This is a genomic window from Mycobacterium leprae TN (assembly GCF_000195855.1).
GTDB lineage: Bacteria > Actinomycetota > Actinomycetes > Mycobacteriales > Mycobacteriaceae > Mycobacterium > Mycobacterium leprae.
Genome location: NC_002677.1, coordinates 2,823,509 through 2,843,902, shown reverse-complemented (window position 1 = coordinate 2,843,902; position 20,394 = coordinate 2,823,509). Strand labels below are relative to the sequence as shown.

The window sequence follows — 20,394 nt, the reverse complement described above, 5'->3', positions numbered from 1 at the left end:
GGGTACCGTTAGCCTGAGCAAATTCTTGCTATGTCTGTCGTGATTGCTCTTATCGAATTGCTCTATTTGCTTGGGTACAAGACTAATTAAGACAATTTCTGTTATTTTCCTAAAAGCACCACGAGAAAATCGAATCTACCGACACTGCCCGGAATTTTTCCCAGGCCCGGATAAAGCCAAAATTGCTAATGATCGAGACCGACCACAACATACCATGTTTTAACATTCCGATATGCTGGTCATTTCGATCAATATTCGATGCGCTGGACGGCGTGGACCAGATCGACGAGAGACTGAACTCGATCGTTGGTGACATCAAAAACATGGATCTGCTGATGCCGCAGATGTTGGAGCAATTCCCGCCGATGATCGAAAGCATGGAGAGCATGCGCACCATCATGCTGACCATGCACAGCACAATGTCTGGGATCTTTGATCAGATGAACGAGCTGAGCGACAACGCCAATACGATGGGGAAGGCATTCGACACTGCCAAAAATGACGACTCATTTTACCTTCCACCCGAGGTCTTCAAGAACACCGATTTCAAGCGCGCGATGAAATCATTCCTGTCATCGGATGGACACGCGGCTCGCTTCATTATTTTACATCGGGGGGATCCCGCCAGCGTCGCGGGTATCGCGAGTATCAACGCGATACGCACGGCAGCCGAGGAGGCTCTCAAGGGCACCCCATTGGAGGACACCAAGATCTACCTGGCCGGTACGGCGGCCGTCTTCAAGGACATCGACGAGGGCGCTAACTGGGATCTCGTGATCGCGGGGATTTCATCGCTTTGCCTGATTTTCATCATCATGCTGATCATTACTCGAGCCTTTGTAGCCGCCGCTGTTATCGTGGGTACGGTCGCGCTTTCACTAGGCGCCTCCTTTGGACTGTCCGTATTGCTCTGGCAGCATATTCTCGGTATCGAATTGCACTATCTGGTGCTTGCGATGTCGGTTATCGTGCTGTTGGCGGTAGGATCTGACTACAACCTGCTGCTGGTGTCGCGGTTCAAACAGGAAATCCAGGCCGGATTGAAGACCGGCATCATCCGTTCGATGGGCGGCACCGGCAAAGTCGTGACGAACGCTGGGCTGGTGTTCGCGTTCACGATGGCATCCATGGTCGTCAGCGACCTGCGGGTGATCGGGCAGGTGGGTACCACCATCGGTCTGGGTCTATTGTTCGACACGTTGATCGTGCGCTCGTTCATGATGCCCTCGATCGCTGCCCTGCTGGGACGCTGGTTCTGGTGGCCGCAACAGGGCCGCACTCGACCGTTGTTGACCGTGGCTGCTCCGGTTGGATTACCTCCAGACCGGTCCCTGGTGTACAGCGACTAACTGTTAGCTGGTGTGACCACGCGGGCTCGGTGTCCATCGCGGTTGCTGCGGCCCACCCGTAATCTCACCCTATCCGCATAGCAAGCTATACACACGATCGCGCTAGATCGGATTTTGAGTGGCCTGATTACCGGAATGTCGCCGTGCATCTTGCCGGTGCTTTCGGTGATGTTCTTGTTCAGCTTAAACGCCACCGAAGAACTGATCTACTAACTGCTTGTTGCTGCTAATCCGGATATTTCATTGCCAGACCCAACACAGTCGGTCAACACCACCCCGCACACCAGGCTCACGCCCTAAACCTACCTGGGTGTTGGGTAAAAGCGGAGACTACCCCGGCTACGGCAAATATCAGGTGGGCAGCGCAACGTTCGGATACTTGGACGAGTTGACCTACTATGCATTCGCTCTGCGCAGCACCTGGAATTTAGAGGACCAGGACGCCATCGCCGACAACGACGATGACGCCATTCGGCTGAACTATATTGCTTAAAGTCGTCTTCACCGACCGCTGGGTTGCTGTTCCCTGAGGGCCGCATCACCGCACTGCGACAAGCGCGTGTACTCGGGCATGTCTTTACCCCGTTGAGCGTATCTTTTGATACCGCGCCCGCGACGGGCTTATGTGCCATTCGGTCGGCGAAGTGCACGATACCTACGGTGAACGCTATATTTTAAAATTTATTACTACTTGATTACCATCAGCCGACCAGCCTGTGGCGACGGCAAAAGCCTGCTACGTTTCCCCGTTCAATCAGGTGGATGGTCTTATTCGGTGCACGCACCACAACCCGACAGCAAGGTCCACATCACCGTTACCTTGCACCATAATCACCGGTCGACTCCTATAGCTATAGCCAGCCTGCGCGTCGACCGACAACAACCCGGCAAGTAGCTATCATGCAAATAATTTCACCGCTGGCACCGTTGTCGGTGGCGACGCATAGCCGAATACAGGGAATCACATTGTGGTTAAGCCGATTTCTGGTGGTGGCCTGTCACCATCTGTTCGTGGAGTTTCTCTACCAGGCCATGACGTACTCATGCGCGTTATTAACCCAACTGCCAACTCGAACATCCCGGTGGCGCGATTTGGCTGCGACTCAACGACGCAAGATCAACCGTCTGCTCAATATGGCCGGAGTCTAAAAGCGACCAGACAGGTGCTCGAAATAGGAATTGGGTGGGTCGGCTGGGCATACACGCGGCCACTTGTGGAGCCTACGCCCGCTCAGTTATCTTACTCATCAAGCAGCAGTGTCCTGACGTGACAACGTGCCGTCATAGTCGGGTTGTCGTATCAAGTCGAGATTGACCTACGCTATGTACCGCGACGTCGATAGAAGCTATGACTTTCTAGTGGTCCTTGGTTGTTAGAACGTTGAGAATTGTGTTGGGGGTGTTAGACTGCGTTCGGTAAGAGTAGATGGTTTCGCCGGTGTGGATACCATTGTATGGGCTCGGTATTTTGTTACGCCTTGGAAAGGCTGGTAGGCGCACCTCGTGATCAAGGCGATAACCATGCCGAACGCACTGATGTTGGCCGTTTGCAACACACTTTGGATTCACGAAGTACATCTTCTTCTCTGACGTCCTTCCACCCTTCACGGAGGCCATCGTCGGTATCACCGAGCGACACAACTGGGTACGTGCTGTCGATATGACCCTATTGCGTACGCATCATGCCGAAATTCTGCGACTCTGGCAGGGTAGGTTCATGTAGCCGCTATATACATTGGAGCACTTGGTTTTTCGACGAGGTTGTCGAGAAGATGCAGATGTACGATCTGTACCGCGGTATATGCGAAGTTGGGCTTCTGGGTCGGTTATCTAGGTGTCTACCAGTGAACGTTCGCGCGCGGCGGGAGTTGTGAACGATGACGGCATTCGGGTGATTGCAAACGTTTCGGTGTTAGCGGCTGGCGGTGGTGCATTCGATCACGTTTGCCATCGGTAGGAGGTCGGGGCACTACAACATCATTGATGTGGCATGGAACCTGGGCTTTGTCGCCGTGGCTGCTGCTAGTGCTGTCGCCGACCTGGGCTCTGCGGCTGAGCTAGTTCATTTACCGCAAGAAGGCTGGCAAGAGCGCGGGGACACGCTACGCCAACCTGTTGCACGACGCCGCGGCGGGTCACGTGGTATAAAGAATCTTTCTCTTACATGGCTTCTTGATGCTATTTGTTTCATTACTGCTACAGTTATCGGGAATTCTCAGCTGCGGATATTTAATCCGACTCGGCCAATTGCCGGGTTCATTATGGACCGCGACCTGTGAGCCTGGACGCTCCACCCCAACTACTTTGGTGACGTCTGCGTGTGGTGGGTTTTGTGACTCGAGCACGATCAACGGCTGGGTATCGTTGGCCAGGATGGTTTCATCGTTGGTGATAGCCCATTTCCTGATGTACTTGAGCGGGGACCAACTCACCGATAAGTACATGAAAGACCGTCTCGGTTGCGCCTAAATATCAAAAGCTAACGGCATATTTCATGCACCGACAACCGCGCGTGCTCGTCGCGCGCTATCTTGTCATTAAGACGCGGGTCTACAGACCCGTGATACGGTCGCTGCGTGGTTCGGGCTACAGCGAAGAAACCACTCAGGATGTCTACTTACAAGGTGTCGTGAGTGGCGTGAGAATAGTACTCTGACAAGAGCGGGCAGTGGGGCGCTGGCGTGGTGATGGGTCAAGCAGTGTCGGTGGGTAAGACGGTGGTCGTGTTTCCCGGACAGGGTGCGCAGCGAAGAAGCCGGCAGCCGCCGGAATCGTATTACGCTGTGGCCAGTGTAGACCCGGCCAGCGCCGCGGAGCACGACCTGGTCCCTTAGTCGGCGATGACCAATGACGAGCGTTGTCGGGTAACTCGTCTACCTGGAGGCGTTGTCGGTGGGACGCAGCCGCTTTTACCAACTAAGTTCTAGCCGTCCGCGAGACCATGGCGGTAATGTTGGGCGGCGATCACCGGCTGTACCGCAGGAACAGCTTCGTGCGGCCAAACTCGCCGCGGTGAAACCCGATACGGGGTCGGGCCGGTTACGTAGGCGTCCAACAGTATTGGCGGCCGCGGCAACGATCGTAGTGACCCCGGACACGTTTGCCGCCGGGGTGTTGATGTCGCCCCGCGTCCTTCCTCGCTGCTGGCCGCACCGATCTCGACCTCGAGAATGACCTTGGCGGCCCCGGATGTGCGGACCGTCTTTGTTTCGTAGGCTACCGGGACGGCCACGATGATGTGCTCGTTGCGATCGAAACACGGGCGCGCTGGTGATTAACAACATGCCGTCGCCGTTGCCGGACTACCGTTTACTATTTGTGGCGATCGGCCTCAAGGTCGAACATCCGCAGGAACAATGGGCACCGAGCCGTGGCGCCCTCGTCAGCGGTTAGACCATCTAGGTAGGCAGCGCCCTGACCCCCGTCGTCCGCGCACGGGGTAACGGATGGGAAACTGCGGAGTTGACTTCGCGCTGTGCAGCCAAGAAGACCACGACGTACTCGTCGACGTGATGGCTGGGGTGTCGTGGACATTCTCTAGAGTGTTGTGGTGACTGACGGCCTGCCGTGGACCGGTAAACTTTTCTTTGAGTATTTGTTATGCCCTGGAAGCCGACAAACGTGATATTGATGTCGCTACTTACTTTGCCGCCTTCTCCGCTGCGGGTCTACGTTATGAGTTAGCGCGGAGCCGACTGCGAACCAGCCACTACTGGAAATTTCGCGTAAATGCGCACGTTGGCCGAAGCAAGCTATGGAGATTGGAGCGTTGGGCTTCGCGTAGCAGCTGCTGACCATACACCAGACCGAGAGCGGATCAACCGATCCCGAGCTACGACACCACCCGCGAGGAGATTTAAAGGGATCACCAAGGGGGTGGTCGATGGCGGCGGTGGCCGGCTCCAATGCGTGACTGACATTCCTGCAGCACCGGCTATCAGCCGGTGCTGCAGGAGGTTTTCGATGTCGTCGAGGAGATCCGGCTTGTCGGTCACTTTCACGATGGTTTTCGCCTACGCGGGTGACCCAACGCGACCGGATAAAGAAGGCCAGTAAATTAGGGTTGGAGCTGGCGGTTTTGCAATTCACCCGCGCAGTTATTGCCGCGTACGATCGGATTGCAGCTCTTCGTCAACCCGTTCGTGTTATACCCCAGCTACCGCGGAATCGCCCAGCTAGCGTTGGCCGAGCACGTCGTGCAGATACGCTGGCCCGAGGTTAGCGCCCGCATCCTGGCCGACAAGCCTGGGCATGATCATCCGATCCTGTACGTGGCGCAGGCACAGTACTGGATTTCCCACTAGGGGACCAACCCCAATAACGAACTCGACCGGCGATTACTACATAGCCACTCGTACCCGCGGCTGTCGTCGAAAACCCGATGTAAGTCTCCTACATCGGGTTCTCGACGACGGTAATGTCATGCTGCTTGCCGCGACCAGCAACCTAGAAGACAACTCACGAGACATCGTCGGAAAGCTACTGCACCGCGACGGCGGCACATGCTACGGCATGATCTGCGACACTAGCTACCCGACTGCTCTTCCTGGCGTGATTGGGCATGTGACTGGGCGCGTGGACGGTTCTCGTTGCCTGTGAAATCACCTCCTTGCCGGCCTGCGTCGCCGGCACGGCCGACCGCGGCCGGATCGCAGTCGGCTACAAGGCCCCGACCTGAACGTCATCGACCACATCACCCTTCGGGTGTATAAGCCGGTGATCAACTACGACCAGATCGCCGAGAGCTACGTCGCGACCGTGGTTGTCGGCCAAGTATGTAGTCGACAACAGGTTGCCGACCGATGCCCGTCCCGGCAATCTGGTACATGTCCTGCAATCCACGCCCCAGTGCGGATGATACGGTTACGGTAGTGGTCTTTACCATTAAGTTTGAGTTGTGACACATCGGCATCACGTTTGGTTGCCGACTGAAATCAATTCGGTACTCATGTTCGTTGGTCCCGGATCGGGGCCACTGCTTGCTGCAGCAAAAACCAGTTGTCCGAGGACCTTCTGTCGTCGGCAGCGATGCTGGCTGCGGCGACGCCAACGTGGATGATTTAGTGCAGCACTCAGGCCACTACAGCCGTGTTCGAGGCGACAGTAGCGACCACAGTCTAGCTTGCGGTGGTGGCGGTCAATCGGGTCCTAGTGCAAGTGTTAGCGGCCACAAGCTGGTTGGTGCAAAACAGGCTCCCGTGATCGTCGACATCTAAGCCGCGTACAAGAATAATGTGGGCGTGGGAAGTAGATGCGATGTTCGGGGTACCACGCCTGCGTGTCTACAGCGGCTGAGCAATTGGCTTCGGGGCAGCGAACGTTGCGCTACCTTGGTATCAGCATCGGCACGAATAGCGCAAGCTTCGCGAGTGGTAACGTCCGCAGCGGAACCGCGGGCATCACCCAAGTCACCGGCGTGACCCCGGTACTAGGAAACCCTCGGCTGGTAGACGCCCGGACTGGGCGGCCCGGGCAACGTCAGCTTCTTCCACTCCGGCCGCTGCTACGTAACGGGTGGTCTCAACGGGGCAAATCTAAACTCGATCTTGCTCAACGCAGCCGCGCCAAACCAGGCTATAGCCGTTATCATCTTATCATCGGATTCGAGTCGGGTAACCCGAACCTCGGCCGGCGTCGGAAGCGCAACTGGTCCTAGCTCGGCCCTCAGAAACTCCGTACGAATGCCTTTAACAGCGGATATCCTGGTCTCAGGCTTTTTCAACAAGGCAACCAGCGCCACCGGCATCATGAGCTCAGACACCAGGCGCCGGTTCCATCCGGAGTAAGCTCACTGCATCGCATCCTTTGGCGCCTGTCCTCGAAGCCGTGGGCGCGAGGAAGGTGGACCTCAAGCGGCTAGCCAGCAGCTCTCACCGACTACCTGTTCACCTAATCTGATCATCGTCGCTGTCGGTCTTTGTGCGAGTCAGCATCGGACGGGGCATTGTTGGGGTGATTGAGGCCTAAGGGTGGTGTTGTGGTGGGCTGGTGGGGTGTGGGTGGTTGATCTGCGCTAGAAGGTTGCCGTATGTGCCGCCGACGGCCGGATCATCGATGCACTGTTCACTAACACGATACTGCTGCACCCGGCGGCATGCCTGCTTGCTGGCTGAGGGCCGGTCAACAAGCCGCCGACACCGATACCAGCGGCAGAAATGGTGCAAGGGATAACATCAGGTGCGAATAGTTATACCGTGCACGGGGACGTGCCTGTTCAGGTGCGGCCACATTGACCACGCCGACACCTCAAGGCCATGACATGCACACTAAAACGCCCCTACCCCGCGGCGCTAACAACTATCCTCACACTCACGCCTGCATCGATATCGCCTTCAGCACAGCCCAGGTGCCCAGCCCCTGGCATCATCAACATGTAGACCAAGCAGCACCCACCACCGACATGCTTACGTGCGCCGCGCTAATCGTGTCCACTGCGGCAAAGCACACGAAGCCTCATCGAAAGCAGGCAGTCAGCCACCCACCAACAAAAACCCCGCAACACAGCAAAACACGTCAACAGGATTCCGGGCTGCCCCCCACGACTACCGAACATATCGGCCAGTCATAAAACGCAAAAACAGCCATTTCACCCACCACCTATGAAACCAACCGAACAACTCACCGCCACAGACACAAACACGACAGCAACCTGCAGTTCAAGGGAAGCAGCGGTGGCCAAACCAGCTGAAACCGTGTCCAGCACATCTTTGAGACGGTCCGATTTCTGCTGCGAATTGACCAGCGGAACATGTTGCTGGCTAGGAAGTGGTGCTTTGGATCCTCGAGTGCCACCAGGTGATTTTGTGGGATGGCCTGCGATGTACCGAAGGATGTTGGCGGCGGTCACCCTCCCTTCCCCGGGGGTGTGCACGGTTACCGCACCGCCGTAGTCGTTGGGCACCACTAGGTTGCTCGGGCTGATATCGAGTGAGTAACTTCTGTCGCAATCCTTTGTACGGCTGGCGGAGCGGCAAACTTCACATCCAGCGAATGTGTTCGCCAAGTTAGTGATTGTTTTCGAGTGGCCACGCGGTGGAGGTCTGATTGGTGACAGTTACCGTGTCGGTGTCAGAAGCCGGTGATGGCGTTAGAATCGATGGGTCTCCGGGCCGGAGCTTATAGAGCTCCAAGTCGACTGCGTCGAACACGGTTGTTGTGGAGTCAAGTTGAAAATACCAACAACAGGTTGCTGATGTACTCTGTACTAGGTCAATGGAATGGTCTTTGAGTGAGTATCGGGGTATACGTTTCGTAGTTGCTCATTCCCATCCGCCACCCGATGTCGAAACCATGACCTGCGACGCTTGTGCGCATAGATTTCGGCGGTGATCGCAGATTCCGAAAAGCACCGGAATTGATCACGGTGAATTTCACGCTGCGAGTCTGTGCCCCGAACGGATCGGAATTGCTGCAGGAGGCAACCAGGAACCTGGTGACGCGCTATGCTTCTACGGGCAGTATTGCAAACGCACGCGTTGCGGAATCTCTATACCGCCGACTCTAACGTCAGAAACGATGAGGCGTTGCTGCATCTGCGTGCGGACTGGCAGATTTTTCGTGCGTTTTGGTTCCATTTTGCCTGAGATAGGACCAAGATGGCATTTATGACCAGCAATCCTTCTGGCCCGCCTAGTCAGCCAGCGCCCGCCGTCGGACTGACACCTGGGGAACGGGCTGTCCCGGTTACCCGCGCGGGCGCTTTGTGGTCGGCATTGTTTGCCGGCTTCTTGATCTTGATCCTGTTGCTGATTTTCATCGCACAAAACACTACGTCTACACCTTTCACCTTCTTCGGCTGGCATTGGAGCTTGCCTCTGGGGGTAGCCATAATGTTGTCGGCCGTGGGTGGTGGACTGCTAGCAGTGGCAGTCGGCACCGCGCGGATCCTTCAGCTGCGCCGCACGGTCAAAAAGCGCTACGTGGCGGCTCATCGGTGATGAGATGAGTGCTAAAACCGTTGACTACATGCTCAGCGTGATGAAGCGTCGCCAGTTCTAGGGAAATCAACGTTGCTACGACTTCAAGCTTCCTGTCGTTAAACGTTTCGTCTTTCCCTGTTCCTGTTCTGACATACGTTTGCAAATCGATGCCCGCGGCCATGATGGCTAGCTTGAAATAGCCCAGCGCCATGTAGCATTTCCAATGCGCTAGAGGCAAGCCGGTAACCAGCAAGTACCGATCTGCAAGTTTGTCGGATGTTGGTAGCAGCGGCGATGTCCAGACGGTTGGCGCGTTGACGATCAAGTCAAGCTCGGGGTAGTGGTACACGCACATCGACGCCGTATAGTTTGAGCGGGTCCTCCTAGAGTCGAGAGCTCCCAGTCCACAACAACTCGAACTTGTGTTGGGTTGTCGTCGTCCAGAATGGTGTGGTCGATCCAGTAGTAACTGTGCACGATCGAGGTGCGGCCCCGTTGTGGAATAGTTTGGCGCAGAATGGAATGTAGTCGATCGACGTCGGCGTAGGGGTGGTTGCCGGGTAGTCGTACCAGGTCCCATTGCGAACCTCATCGGCGCCCCTGGTGTTCCAGATATTCGCTGAATTTGCCGAAATTACTCAGTCCTACCGCGTTTGAGTTAATTCTGTGCAAGTTGACGAGTACTCGGATCAATCCGTTGACGCAGCTGTCGATTACGTAACGGCCGTCTAACGCTTCGAGCTGGACACACCGCTGCACTACTTGCCCGGCAACGAATTTGAGACCTGAAACGGTGCACCCAGCACCGCGTTGTCCTGACACAGGGCGGTGGTGCGCGCCACCGGAACTGGCCATGTCCTGCAGCGCGACGACTCTCGTGCCATATCGTGCGTGGACAGCGTTAGCCGATGCAGCGGTGGATGCCGAACCAGCCAGTTCGTTTTGTCGTCGTAAATTCGGACAGTCGGATTGGAGTGGCCACCGAAAATAAAGTCTGCCCGCAATTTGCTTTAGCGCTCGATGCCGAATGAACGCAGATACCCGTCCAATGCAGACAGGTCGAGCCCCTTGAGTTGGTCAGCTGTTGTCGACTCGAACTTGTCTACCACCGCTGGTGTCGCGGCCGGATTCACCACCGCTGATTTCGGGGTAACAGATCCACACATGTTCGGCTGCATTCACCGTCGCTACCGTTGCCTGATCAGACCGTTAGTACAACCGCCGTGTCAGCGACGTGTTAGTTGAGGGGGGAAGTGATAAAAGTGGGGCCGTCCTCAGACTATCGTGCAGAAGCACGTTGATTACCTCGTCATGGCTGAACATCGCAACAGTGTCTTCGGGATCGGCGGCGACAACCAGGTTATTGACCGCTGTGCGGCCGCATGCAAGAAAAACATCCTCGCGACCACACCGGGCAGATGGCCTTGAGTCATCCGCACCCATTCCGCGGGATTTTCCGCACAGACCTGCTTGATGGGGATATACAGTGGTCCGCTACGGTCGTATTCCGCGAATCGGTCGTCTATGTCGACAGGTGGGTTACACGCCGCCGCGACTAGTGTGTCGGTTTGGTCGGCACGGCGCTGCGGGCTGATCACTACCCGGGTTATGGTAAACTAAGCAACCACAGCGGGCAGACCGCGACCTACGCCAGCCTTTATTCGACAGGTCGGGGTCGGAGCTCTCACCGTATTGTTGCGCAGTGGTAACGTATGCCGGGTCGGGAGTACCTCCATGTTTCTTCCCATAGTGGTTGTCGGCGCTGCTAAGTTCGTTAGTAAGAATGCTCTGTCTCTGTATCGGGAGAGTGTTGTGTAGACAATGGTCAACAAGTATCCGGGCCCTAGCTGGATGTGTGGTCGGTGGTTGGACGAAAACGGCGCTCCGGGCGGCGGCTAAGAGCTATTGCTGGCACAACTAAAGGGTTGTTCGCAGAACACATTGTGTTTGATTGAGTGAGGTCCTAAACCAGCAGTGGCGCGCATGGTGCTCTAGATGGCCGGTACACACCGCCGCTGCAAGCTGTATCGACGGCTTGTTGCGAAAGATCAGGCTGATACAGGCGTTCTCTGGCGCGCAGTGACGTTTCGCGCCGATGAGACGGACACGGTGCTCGGTATGCCGTTCTATGTGATGCAAGCAGTAGACGGGTGGAGCCCGATGGACTGCGGATAGCAAACGCCGTTTGATATCTACCTCTGCAGGGCCCGTCGCGGGCTGGTGTTCGAGCTTGTCTATGGCTCAGCTAAGCTAGGAAGAGTGGATTGGCGCGCTTAAGGACTCGACGGCTTTCGCCATATCGATGGATTCCATGAAACGTTAAGTTGACCGCTAGTCGCCAACGTGATGTTTGCGTACGGGATTCCGGCTTTACTGGCAGTGATTGTGGACTGGGAGATGACGAAGATCGGTGACTTGCTGTTAGATTTCTTCTGGTATCTGCTGGGTTATTACGGCTAATACCCCTGCGCCGATGGCGTCTATCTGAACATGCGTGGCATGCTAACTCGCAGCGAGTTGCTGTAACGCTCCGAAACGGTCAGGTGGTTTTCCGTCGAGAAAATAGACTACTATCTGGCGTTGGACAACTGGAAGGTTGATATTGTATCTGGAGAAGACCTACGCCGCGGAGCCGTAAGAACCGGCAAAGTTGACGTCAAGATCACCGTAACTTTCGAGTCGATGATTCCGCAACTCATCCCCACCTCAGCTGAGCTCGTCTGGTCACGACCGACCAAGATGCACCGAATAAGGTTATTTATGTCAGCTTTCGGTACCATCTACCGGGTAGTATTGATCACTGGTGGCAGCTGCGGACGGGGACGCGAAATCGGTTTTGTCGCTGCACGTTGCGGAGCTGGCGGGGTTATCGCTAGCCGCAAGATGGATAAATGCATTGCCACCGCCGAGGAGATTGGGGCCGAAATCGGTAGCGCTGCTGCGGCTTATAAAGTGCAAGTAGGACACTGGGACCAGATCGACGGATTTTGGTTGAAATAGCTTGCGAGTGCTTCGGCAGGGTGGATACCTTGATTACAACGTGGATATGTCGCCGCTTTACGACAATCTGATCGACTTCACCAAGGATTTGTTCGCCGCGGTGGTCGCTCTCAACTTCGAGGTCCCCTTTAGACTATTATCCATGTCGTGCAAGGAGAATCGGTTGTTGTTTTGGGTGCTGTCGGTGGGCTACAATTAGCTTCTGTCGATCTGACTGTGGCCATGAAGGTGGGGGTTTGTGCGGCAGTGTCTAGGTCAGAGAAGTTTGAGCTATACCGGTAGCGCGGCGGCTACCGTCGACTACGATCTGGATGGCCCTGAAGGCTCGAATCCTGGAATTAACTGACTATGCCGCTTGAGTGGTCATCGACCGTCGGTATTCCGATTTGTTGCCGAGTGCAAGGTGGCTATCCACGTCACTTGAGGTTCTCAGCCGGAGTGCTACAGCGTGACGATGTTGAAGTTGGGTCTGGCTCGTCAAGCACATTTAGTAATGCCTGCAGTCCGGCCCGGTCGCTGGAAACTTCCAGTTCAGGTGAACTGAAATCGTTCATCGCCACACTCAAGTAGTCGAAACTTATTGTACAATTTCATTATAACTTTTGCTGTTGCGTATACAACTGCGAGATGACGGTAAATTATGACCCCGTTACGTAAGGAAGTTGGTAGTTTGTGCGAAGGTTTGCGAAAGTGATGTCAATGACGATATCGAGATGCTAATACGGTCAGTTGACACGGATGGCGATCCGGTCGAAGATTTGCTCAGGAGTTGGCTGATTAAGCATTGATACGGAGCTGATTGTGCTAGCGGTGTCGAAATTGCTGTAGCTTAATTCTTTTACCCCCTTATTCAACAGTTGCTCCATGTAGTATTTCCTTAACCGTAGGCCAACTTCTCCAACGTGTCGGAGCGCACTGCCCAGGGTGTGGCATACTAGCTGTCGGTGAACATTGCATAATCGAGTGGCTTTGCTGCCCAAAGGAAGTTGCTGGATTGCAATGCTGTTTGGGCAAGTTCGACTATCCGGTCGATTCCGACCATCGCGTCGACGTAACGGGGCCCGATTGCTTATGGGGGTGCGGCTATAGCCGTGCTGAATTGCCATCGAACCAACCCATGCAGCACTCGTAGGCCGCCTTCATGTTGTGGCTGATTAACCCGTAGTAGCTGGGGTTACCCGGTACTGTTCTAGTACGAGTGGCATTTGGAACAATTTCGCGATGTTAACGCCTGTGCACCTCTGGTTAAGTAGTTGCAGTGTCTGGTTGTGCAGATATGCATACATGTCGCGTTGCAGTGACATGAATTTGACGATGTTCTTTCGTCCCCAGGTTGGTCAATGGTGCGAGGAGAACACTGCATCGGTTCGATCGGCGAAGGTGTCAATCGCTTCGGTTAGGGATAGCACGCCCAGGTGTGCGGATCTCGCACCAATGTGCCCCGCAGAGCCAGCAGGCTGTGGTTGTGGGTGTCATTCCTGGTCATGAACAGGGTGCGAAATCGTGGGGAATAGAAAATGCATCTCGGTGGGGACCTCGGTGTCCGACACGTCCTGCTGATGGACCGCCACACTGTCGATGGTGTTGCCTCATCGGTCGTCCAGATGTCGATTGGCCGAGACGATGACGGTGATCTAGCTGGTGGACGAGGCCTGGTCGAGCCTGCAGCCCACCTGGCAGTTTTGCAGGCCGTGCCATCGCCGGATACGCGTCCGTTTGTGTGGTGATGCCCAGGCCCAGAACGCTGTTGAAATGATCGACGAAGCTAGACGTGGTTATAGGTATAGACAACCGCGACGACGGGACGGTCACCATCCTGATGGCTTGCCGTACCAGTCCAGTGCCGCAGCGGTCATTTCGGTGGATACCAGAGGATCAATTACGAATATATTACGATAATCCCCGTGTCGCCTTCAACGAAGGTGATATTCGATATATCGAAGCTGCGGATCGGATAGATATAGATACCGCGAACTACTTCGAACATTTCTTGTTTGGTGGTTAGGGTCTATTGCCGCCAGAGGTTGGGATGCACCGAAGTCGGTGCGAAGGCGCCGAGGAACGAGTACACGTCGTTGTTCCACCCATGCTGTTGTCGGTCCTTTTGATCGCGCATGGGTATAGGGCAACAATGAATCCATGATCAGCGTTGTCTAAATCCGTGGTGTCGTGGAACGGCAAAGTGTGTTAGCTGTGGGACGATTCGATGACTGCGGTAGGGGTTTGTGGTCCACAGGCAATACCTCGCTATCGATCCGGTTTCCGGAGAAAGAAAAGTTATGTATACACTTCCTATCCGTGTAATAACCATGCGAAGGACTGAGGGCTATCAGAAGAATTTTTCGCCGAATTTTTTGTTCAGTCGTGTTAACTCAGCATATTGCTGAGACGGTACTCAACGTCGATGAACCGCAAAGATCGAGCAAAGGAGAACAGGTGGAGCGTGGCCTGACAGTCGCGATAGCCGGGGCGGCAATTTTGGTTGCTGGTGTTTTTGGCTTTTCGAGCAACAAGTCAACTAACAGCAGCGGGACCTCGAGTGTAGGCGCTACATCGGCTGTTACCGACGGGTCGACGCATCATAAGACGGGAAGAACCAAGACATCACTGGCGCGGTCGTATGCATAACTGCGGGTGGCACCGTCAACATCACGATCGGTGGGGCCGCGACAGGCATCGCCGCCGTGCTCACCAAATTGTAATCCTACCGAGGTGAAGTCCGTTGTGCTTGGCAAGGTTAACGGTGTGACGCTGGGATACAAGTCGGATCGCGGTTAAAATGATCGATGCGGCAGAGGCCAGCAAGAATGGCAATAGCTGCAAGATTACCGTGGTGTCCAGGCTGGGCGCGGCAGTAGGGTCGGTGGCGGTGATGACGAACACGTGCTGCAGGGCCCGTGTGACCCGATGCGAACGGGTGCCATTACCGTGCCTGCGGTCTCGCACGAGCCTTCGTCGTCGCACAGTTTGGCCAGCATCAGCAGCGGGCCTAAAAATGCGACCACTCGGACAAGTACGGCAACCTGCACGGCCGCCTGTTGAACCGAAATCGCGTCAATCTCTATCTAGAATGACAGTTGCCAGTGCCTCTGGTCAACCCTGTGGCCGTTGAGCAGGCCATTGGAAATCGACGTGATCTGCTACTAGCTATGTGGTGATCTGGAACTAGCTCACGGTGCGGTTGCCACCCGTTGAGTGGCAACCGCACCGTGAACTCGGTGTGACCGGGTGAATTGTTCACCGTGATCTTTCCGTTGTGTGCCTTAACTACCGAGAATACGGTAGCCTAACCCAGCTTGATACTGCCCGTTTGTGTTCGAGCGGTTCCCCCGCGGGCGAACCGCTCGAACACCTCCGACTTAGGTGATAAAGGAATGCCAGGGCCGTTGGCTATCACCTGCAGCATGCTATGGCTGGGGTCGGTGGTCAACCGCGACGGTGCTGGCGCCGGGATGGATGCGGACGTTGGCAAGCAGGTCAGTCATCACTTGGTGAAACCGCGCCTCATCACCGGGAACAATCACTGGCTCTTCAGGTGGGTAAAGCTCCCACTGGTGGCCCGGTCCTTGTTACGTGTGCTTCGCTGACTGCGTCAACGGCCAGTCGAGACAGGGGTCCACCTGTTCGCGCTCTAACGGGTGACCGGAGTCCAGCCGGGCCAGGAGCAGTAGGTCCTCGACGAGGTGCGTTGTCTGCTTGGTCTCGGGTAACACCCAGCTCATCGTGTGTGCACCCCCTCCTGGCCTCGACCATCCGGCCCATCCGTTGTGCTAATCAGGTTATAGTGGCGCTCAGCGGTGTGTCCAATTCGTGACTGGCGTTGGCGACGAACTGGTGCAACTGGTTTTGTTCGCTTGCCGTGCCCCGGTGCGGCCGTGATGTGATCGAGCATCTGGTTGAGGGTCGATCCGAGTCGACCCACCTCTTTATGGCGGGTTTGCATCGGGTTCGGGAACCTGCCCACCGGCAATACAACATCACCGCGGTCCAGCGGCAGAACAGCCACATGGCTCGCGGTTTGGACGACGCGTCTCAGCGGCGCCAGCGCCCGTTTGATTATGAGCATGCCGGCGGTTATCTAGGCGTTCAGCGCGATCACGGTGACTATTGCAAAGACGATCCACATCCGGAGCATGGCGGAGTCAACGCCTGCCGGCGGTTAGTTTCAGCTGGGCCTGGGCGGCTGGGGGTCAATGCGGCATGGAAATCGCTGTTGGTCAGATGGCCGTCATCGACTGCCTTGCCGTTGTTGACTACTGCGGCCACCATGTCGGCCGGCTGGACCGGGGCATTAAGGAACCTCGGACCTTCCCGGCCTCGGATAGCTAGTATGGATTCCTCGCGTCTTCACCCCCGATGCTGGGGTTCAAGGTACGTAAACGCGGAGCGATAAATAAGAGGTTTCGCCGAGCTACGCCATCAGATGGTGGTTCAAGGCTAATTCGGTGGTGGCGATAATTCCCACGCACACCAGAGTGAGCACCACGACTTGCCCGACTAGTATCCGCCCAGCCGAAGCAACCAAGCTCGGCAAACGCTAGCGGGCTGGATAACCCGCGTAGCGTGCGGATCATCGGCTTAAGACTGCTGTCTATCTTCTTGCCATAGGTAGGAGATGTACAGCTAGACGATGTTGGAGTGGCCGCCGAAATCGTAGCTCCGCACCCGGTCCAGGATCTGAGCCTTGCTCAAATATTCGCTCAGCGGTGTGCATCGTAAATCGTAGCAGCTCGAACTCGGTGGAGGTCAACGAGATTTGTGACCAGCGTGCATTACTGCGTGACTGTCCGCGTTCAACACTAAGTTGTCGGCCACCAACCTCGCCATCGCTGTTTACCGTCTTAACCCCGATGCACCGCAGCACCGCGCGTAACCGCAACATTAACCTCCTCGATGCTGAACGTTTAGTGACATCATCGCCGCCTGCAGTTAGCCCAGCGATGCGGTCTTTAACCGCGTGCGATAGTGGGGGTGGTCTTCGTGTAACTTGTGCAGCACGTCGAGCTGGCTCATGTCGGGTATCATCACCTCTAGAACAGCCACATCTGGTCGCTGCGTGCGGAGCTGCCACGACCGCCCGTGATCTATCGGGCGGCGACTATGTTCCAGTTCTCGTAGCGTAACGTCATCGACATTAACTCGGCGAGGACAGCTGCATCGTTAATAACCAGCACGGTGATTGGGTTGCCATGAGTACGGCACATGACAACACGATCAGCCCCGGTTCTGGAATGGCGCGCACAGGCTCCGGTCTCTGCGTGCGACCGAGTCGACGCTATGGCGTTCCTTGATGTGCACGATGGAATCGTCGCCGCCCGATGGGGGCTCAATATCGGTAGCTCTTGCTCGTGACGGGACGTCCCAAAGAGCACGTTGCCTGGCGGAGCGCCGGCGCTAGCCTAGCAATGATGCTAGCGAGTCCCGCCGTAAAGGGTTTCCCGCTTCGACCTTGAGGAAAATCCTGCTGTTCAGTCGTAAGTCGATAGCCATTGTCGATAATAGGCAGATAAATGTTCGCCGAGAAAGAGCTAACTTGACCGACACCTTGTTCGTTGACATAGCCGAATATCAAGTACCCGTGGAATGGCCCATATCAGTATCAGGTTCTTTCGAGTCGAGTTTGCGACGGCACCTATCATAATCTCATAATCATAACTTTGCTACCAGATTATGGTTGGGTGTTTGCCGCACTGGACAGTGGGTGAATGATCTTTGGGATCGTTTACACTCACGTACGCCCGAATTGGTCGGCCAACGCCGGTACGGTGCGTTCTATGCTCAGTGCTAGAGGTGAATTGTACCCCAGGCTGTACTAATGCTCGATGTCGAATCGAGCGAAAACTCAACCCGGCGATGCGTCGCGCTAGATCAACCAAATTATACTGGAATCTTGTCGAGTACGCGGTCAATGCCATGCGATCATTGGTTATGCCAACACTTACGCATCTGCCAACATGTTGGCAGATGCGTCTATCTAGCCCGCGTGTCATAGTAGTGGGGTACAGGTTCAATCTGAACTTGCCTGGACAAGTGGCGCATCAGTACACTGAAGATACAGATTGTAATCCTACTCTGCCGCTGGGCTGACAGCGTGGTTAGCCATAGTTTTTAGGTATAACAACGATAGGCAAATGGCGCTCACTGACGACGAACAAGTCGAACTGCTAGCTAAGTCCGCTGTATATGGGACTAGATTATGCGGACCCAGTGGCGCCGGCTGACCGCAACTTTGCCAGAACAGCCAAGGCAAGGATCTCCACGCCGGTTGAAGCAGTAGCAGCGATCAATCAAGATGTGGAAAACTTGTTGCTCTCGTTGTTGGCGTCAATCTATCATGCTGCACCGAGATTAAAATTGTTCGTGGGATTGGGTTCTCGATTTTGTGGTGCTGCCGCCGGGATCAATGCCCAACACTGAGTGGACACCACCAAGGTAGCTTGGCCACAAACCAAACCGTTTGTCGGCCATCTCTTCGTTGCCATCGCGGGTGCTTCCTTGACGAGAGTGCGTCGGACCTCGAGCAGGTTAGCCATCCCAGCATGCTCTGCTCGCCGGATAGTCGTCCGACGGTACCGGTGCGGCCAGTGTGCTCGTGCGCTCCAGCGTTCTCCGCATGTCTACCGGGTGCAGACCGTCGCTGCGCTGAGTGCCGTGCTGATGTCGCCCAAATCGGTTGCTGTCGAAGGCAAAGTATTCAGTAACGCCGTCAGATAAGACTTCGTCGTCTCTGTTTGATGCTCGAAGTGATGCTGCACGTTCTTAGACCAGGGTATGCTGGCGCGGTGAACGGGCACTCGAACAACGGCAACGATGATGAAACATCTACCACCCCTACGCTATATATTTTCCCGCATGCAGGTGGAGATGCGACATACTATGTCCCATTTTCCCGGGAGTTTTCAGCGGACATAAAGCGGATCGCTGTTCACTACCCAGGGCAGCGCGATGGGTATGGCTTGCCGGCGCTTACTAGTATTCCCGCTCTCGCTGACGAAATCTTTGCGATCATGAAGCCGTCGGCGCCGCCGGAGGGGGCAGTCGCTTTTTTTGGTCACAGCATGGGCGGCATGCTGGCTTTCGAAGTTGCGTTGAGATTCCAATCGGCGGGGTATCGTCTTATCGCCCTTTTCGTCTCGGCCTGCTCGGCTCCGGGGTATATTAGGTACAAGCAGATCAAAGATTTTTCCGATAACGATATGCTGGACTTAGTCGTCCGCATGACCGGCATGAATCCGGATTTTTTTGAGGACGAAGAATTCCGTGTTGGAGTGCTTCCTACATTGCGTGCGGCCCGCATCATTGCAGGTTATAATTGTCCGCCAGAGACGACGGTTTCATGCCCAATTTATACTTACATTGGCGATAAGGATTGGATTGCTACCCAAGAAGACATGAAGCCATGGCGTGAGCGAACTACGGGAGCGTTCGCGATTCGCGTGTTTCCTGGGGACCATTTCTACCTTAACGGAAATTTGTCAGAGCTAGTATGCGATATAGAAGATAAAACCCTCGAATGGTGTGATCGAGCTTAGCTGGGTCTATCGGTCGCGGATCGGTCGGCGTTCGACGCTAACTGTTGTCCACCCTGTCACGCACCATGACCCATGACCGGTGCAGTTGGAGTTAGGTGTGAATCTCGTTACAAATTGGGACATCAGTCCCAAAGTTGGCCGCAGGCTCCCTGTGTAACACGAATCGCACTTGGCCGACCATCGTCCGCCGATTTACCACAGGTCATACCAACGGCCGTAGAAATCGCGGGTAGGGACCAGTCAAGGTCTAGCTGATAGAGTAATAGAGTAGAAGCACCTGTCGATGATGTGGACGATCGCTGGGAAGCATATGGATTTTTCAACCAATGCACCCAGCTGTCTCTGGAAGAGATTACCCTAACATGTCAGGAAGATTGTATGGGGGGAATTGTATGGGGAGCAGGTTTAGTCAAGGGACAGTAGGTTTGACACCATGCAGATGGGCTTCGGTAGGCACGCAGACGTGCCTCGATAGCTAGAGCTGCGTAATCGTCACAGCAGCCTGGTCAGCTCAGCTTGCTGAGGTTTCCCAGCGTCGGGAAGTCGAGCTGTGCGATCCATCGGGGGGGTAGCACAGTTCGGGTACATCATGAA

The 20,394-nt window shown here is 55.4% G+C and carries 11 protein-coding genes and 9 pseudogenes; 12 read left to right on the top strand and 8 right to left on the bottom strand.

All coding sequences use genetic code 11. The annotated features are described in order from the left end of the window. Positions 1-215 precede the first annotated feature (215 nt). From ML_RS14490 to ML_RS19635, 4 genes and pseudogenes are all read left to right on the top strand, one after another. Positions 216-1,349: pseudogene (locus ML_RS14490) on the top strand (MMPL family transporter); the annotation flags it as partial. A 310-nt stretch (positions 1,350-1,659) separates the two neighbouring features. Beyond that, positions 1,660-1,842, top strand: coding sequence for a hypothetical protein (locus tag ML_RS12175; RefSeq protein WP_041323372.1), 183 nt, complete (start codon positions 1,660-1,662; stop codon positions 1,840-1,842). Positions 1,843-3,274: 1,432 nt separating this feature from the next. After that, positions 3,275-3,628: a hypothetical protein gene (locus tag ML_RS16820; protein ID WP_049769886.1), complete on the top strand. Its 354-nt coding sequence runs from the start codon at positions 3,275-3,277 to the stop codon at positions 3,626-3,628. Between the two features lie 263 nt (positions 3,629-3,891). Next, positions 3,892-3,991: pseudogene (locus tag ML_RS19635) on the top strand (RNA polymerase subunit sigma); the annotation flags it as partial. Between the two features lie 281 nt (positions 3,992-4,272). On the opposite strand, the gene ML_RS12165 reads toward ML_RS19635, so the two are convergent. Then, a complete protein-coding gene (locus tag ML_RS12165) occupies positions 4,273-4,581 on the bottom strand; it encodes a hypothetical protein (RefSeq protein ID WP_041323369.1) in 309 nt (102 codons plus the stop codon). Between the two features lie 868 nt (positions 4,582-5,449). On the opposite strand from ML_RS12165, the gene ML_RS19630 reads away from it, so the two are divergent. From ML_RS19630 to ML_RS19925, 3 genes are all read left to right on the top strand, one after another. Further along, a complete protein-coding gene (locus tag ML_RS19630; protein ID WP_049769885.1) occupies positions 5,450-5,653 on the top strand; it encodes a hypothetical protein in 204 nt (67 codons plus the stop codon). Positions 5,654-5,771: 118 nt separating this feature from the next. After that, positions 5,772-5,948 (top strand): hypothetical protein, encoded by a 177-nt coding sequence (locus ML_RS19625; RefSeq protein ID WP_156511989.1) that lies wholly within the window; start codon positions 5,772-5,774, stop codon positions 5,946-5,948. Between the two features lie 298 nt (positions 5,949-6,246). Then, on the top strand, positions 6,247-6,408 hold the full coding sequence (locus ML_RS19925) for a PPE domain-containing protein (RefSeq protein ID WP_119608011.1): 162 nt from the start codon (positions 6,247-6,249) through the stop codon (positions 6,406-6,408). A gap of 1,527 nt (positions 6,409-7,935) precedes the next feature. Here ML_RS19925 and ML_RS12145 read toward each other — a convergent pair. Beyond that, complete coding sequence (locus ML_RS12145) at positions 7,936-8,250, bottom strand: type 2 periplasmic-binding domain-containing protein (protein ID WP_145985221.1); 315 nt, start codon at positions 8,248-8,250, stop codon at positions 7,936-7,938. 703 nt (positions 8,251-8,953) lie between these two features. Between ML_RS12145 and ML_RS12140 the strand changes: the two genes are divergently transcribed. Further along, positions 8,954-9,286, top strand: a complete 333-nt coding sequence (locus ML_RS12140; protein WP_414085500.1) for a LapA family protein — start codon at positions 8,954-8,956, stop codon at positions 9,284-9,286. Between the two features lie 43 nt (positions 9,287-9,329). Here ML_RS12140 and ML_RS12135 read toward each other — a convergent pair. Continuing rightward, a pseudogene (locus tag ML_RS12135) lies at positions 9,330-10,377 on the bottom strand (phosphotransferase family protein); the annotation flags it as partial. Between the two features lie 20 nt (positions 10,378-10,397). Further along, positions 10,398-11,004, bottom strand: a pseudogene (locus ML_RS19620) (histidine phosphatase family protein). A gap of 85 nt (positions 11,005-11,089) precedes the next feature. On the opposite strand from ML_RS19620, the pseudogene ML_RS18215 reads away from it, so the two are divergent. Then, positions 11,090-11,986, top strand: a pseudogene (locus ML_RS18215) (protein kinase family protein); the annotation flags it as partial. A gap of 42 nt (positions 11,987-12,028) precedes the next feature. Next, a pseudogene (locus ML_RS19615) lies at positions 12,029-12,413 on the top strand (SDR family NAD(P)-dependent oxidoreductase); the annotation flags it as partial. Positions 12,414-12,709: 296 nt separating this feature from the next. Here the strand turns inward: ML_RS19615 and ML_RS12115 are convergent. Continuing rightward, positions 12,710-14,508: pseudogene (locus tag ML_RS12115) on the bottom strand (alkyl sulfatase dimerization domain-containing protein). A gap of 196 nt (positions 14,509-14,704) precedes the next feature. Between ML_RS12115 and ML_RS19610 the strand changes: the two are divergent. Beyond that, positions 14,705-14,801: pseudogene (locus tag ML_RS19610) on the top strand (lipoprotein LpqH); the annotation flags it as partial. Positions 14,802-15,837: 1,036 nt separating this feature from the next. Here the strand turns inward: ML_RS19610 and ML_RS17610 are convergent. The 3 genes and pseudogenes from ML_RS17610 to ML_RS14475 all read right to left on the bottom strand — a co-directional run. Then, complete coding sequence (locus ML_RS17610) at positions 15,838-15,990, bottom strand: hypothetical protein (protein ID WP_269147033.1); 153 nt, start codon at positions 15,988-15,990, stop codon at positions 15,838-15,840. Then, positions 15,987-16,334, bottom strand: a complete 348-nt coding sequence (locus ML_RS17605) for a HAMP domain-containing protein (RefSeq protein ID WP_064430456.1) — start codon at positions 16,332-16,334, stop codon at positions 15,987-15,989. The genes ML_RS17610 and ML_RS17605 overlap by 4 nt, the downstream gene beginning before the upstream one ends. 460 nt (positions 16,335-16,794) lie before the next feature. Beyond that, positions 16,795-17,472: pseudogene (locus ML_RS14475) on the bottom strand (response regulator transcription factor); the annotation flags it as partial. Positions 17,473-19,014: 1,542 nt separating this feature from the next. Between ML_RS14475 and ML_RS12105 the strand changes: the two are divergent. Continuing rightward, positions 19,015-19,800, top strand: a complete 786-nt coding sequence (locus ML_RS12105) for a thioesterase II family protein (protein ID WP_010908858.1) — start codon at positions 19,015-19,017, stop codon at positions 19,798-19,800. Positions 19,801-20,394 lie beyond the last annotated feature (594 nt).

What these genes read in the sequence shown, in the direction of transcription:
- ML_RS17610 (WP_269147033.1), bottom strand. Translation starts at nt 15,990, where the DNA reads ATGAGCTGGGTGTTACCCGAGACCAAGCAGACAACGCACCTCGTCGAG.
- ML_RS17605 (WP_064430456.1), bottom strand. Translation starts at nt 16,334, where the DNA reads ATGCTCATAATCAAACGGGCGCTGGCGCCGCTGAGACGCGTCGTCCAA.
- ML_RS12105 (WP_010908858.1), top strand. Translation starts at nt 19,015, where the DNA reads ATGCTGCACGTTCTTAGACCAGGGTATGCTGGCGCGGTGAACGGGCAC.
- ML_RS12140 (WP_414085500.1), top strand. Translation starts at nt 8,954, where the DNA reads ATGACCAGCAATCCTTCTGGCCCGCCTAGTCAGCCAGCGCCCGCCGTC.
- ML_RS19625 (WP_156511989.1), top strand. Translation starts at nt 5,772, where the DNA reads ATGCTGCTTGCCGCGACCAGCAACCTAGAAGACAACTCACGAGACATC.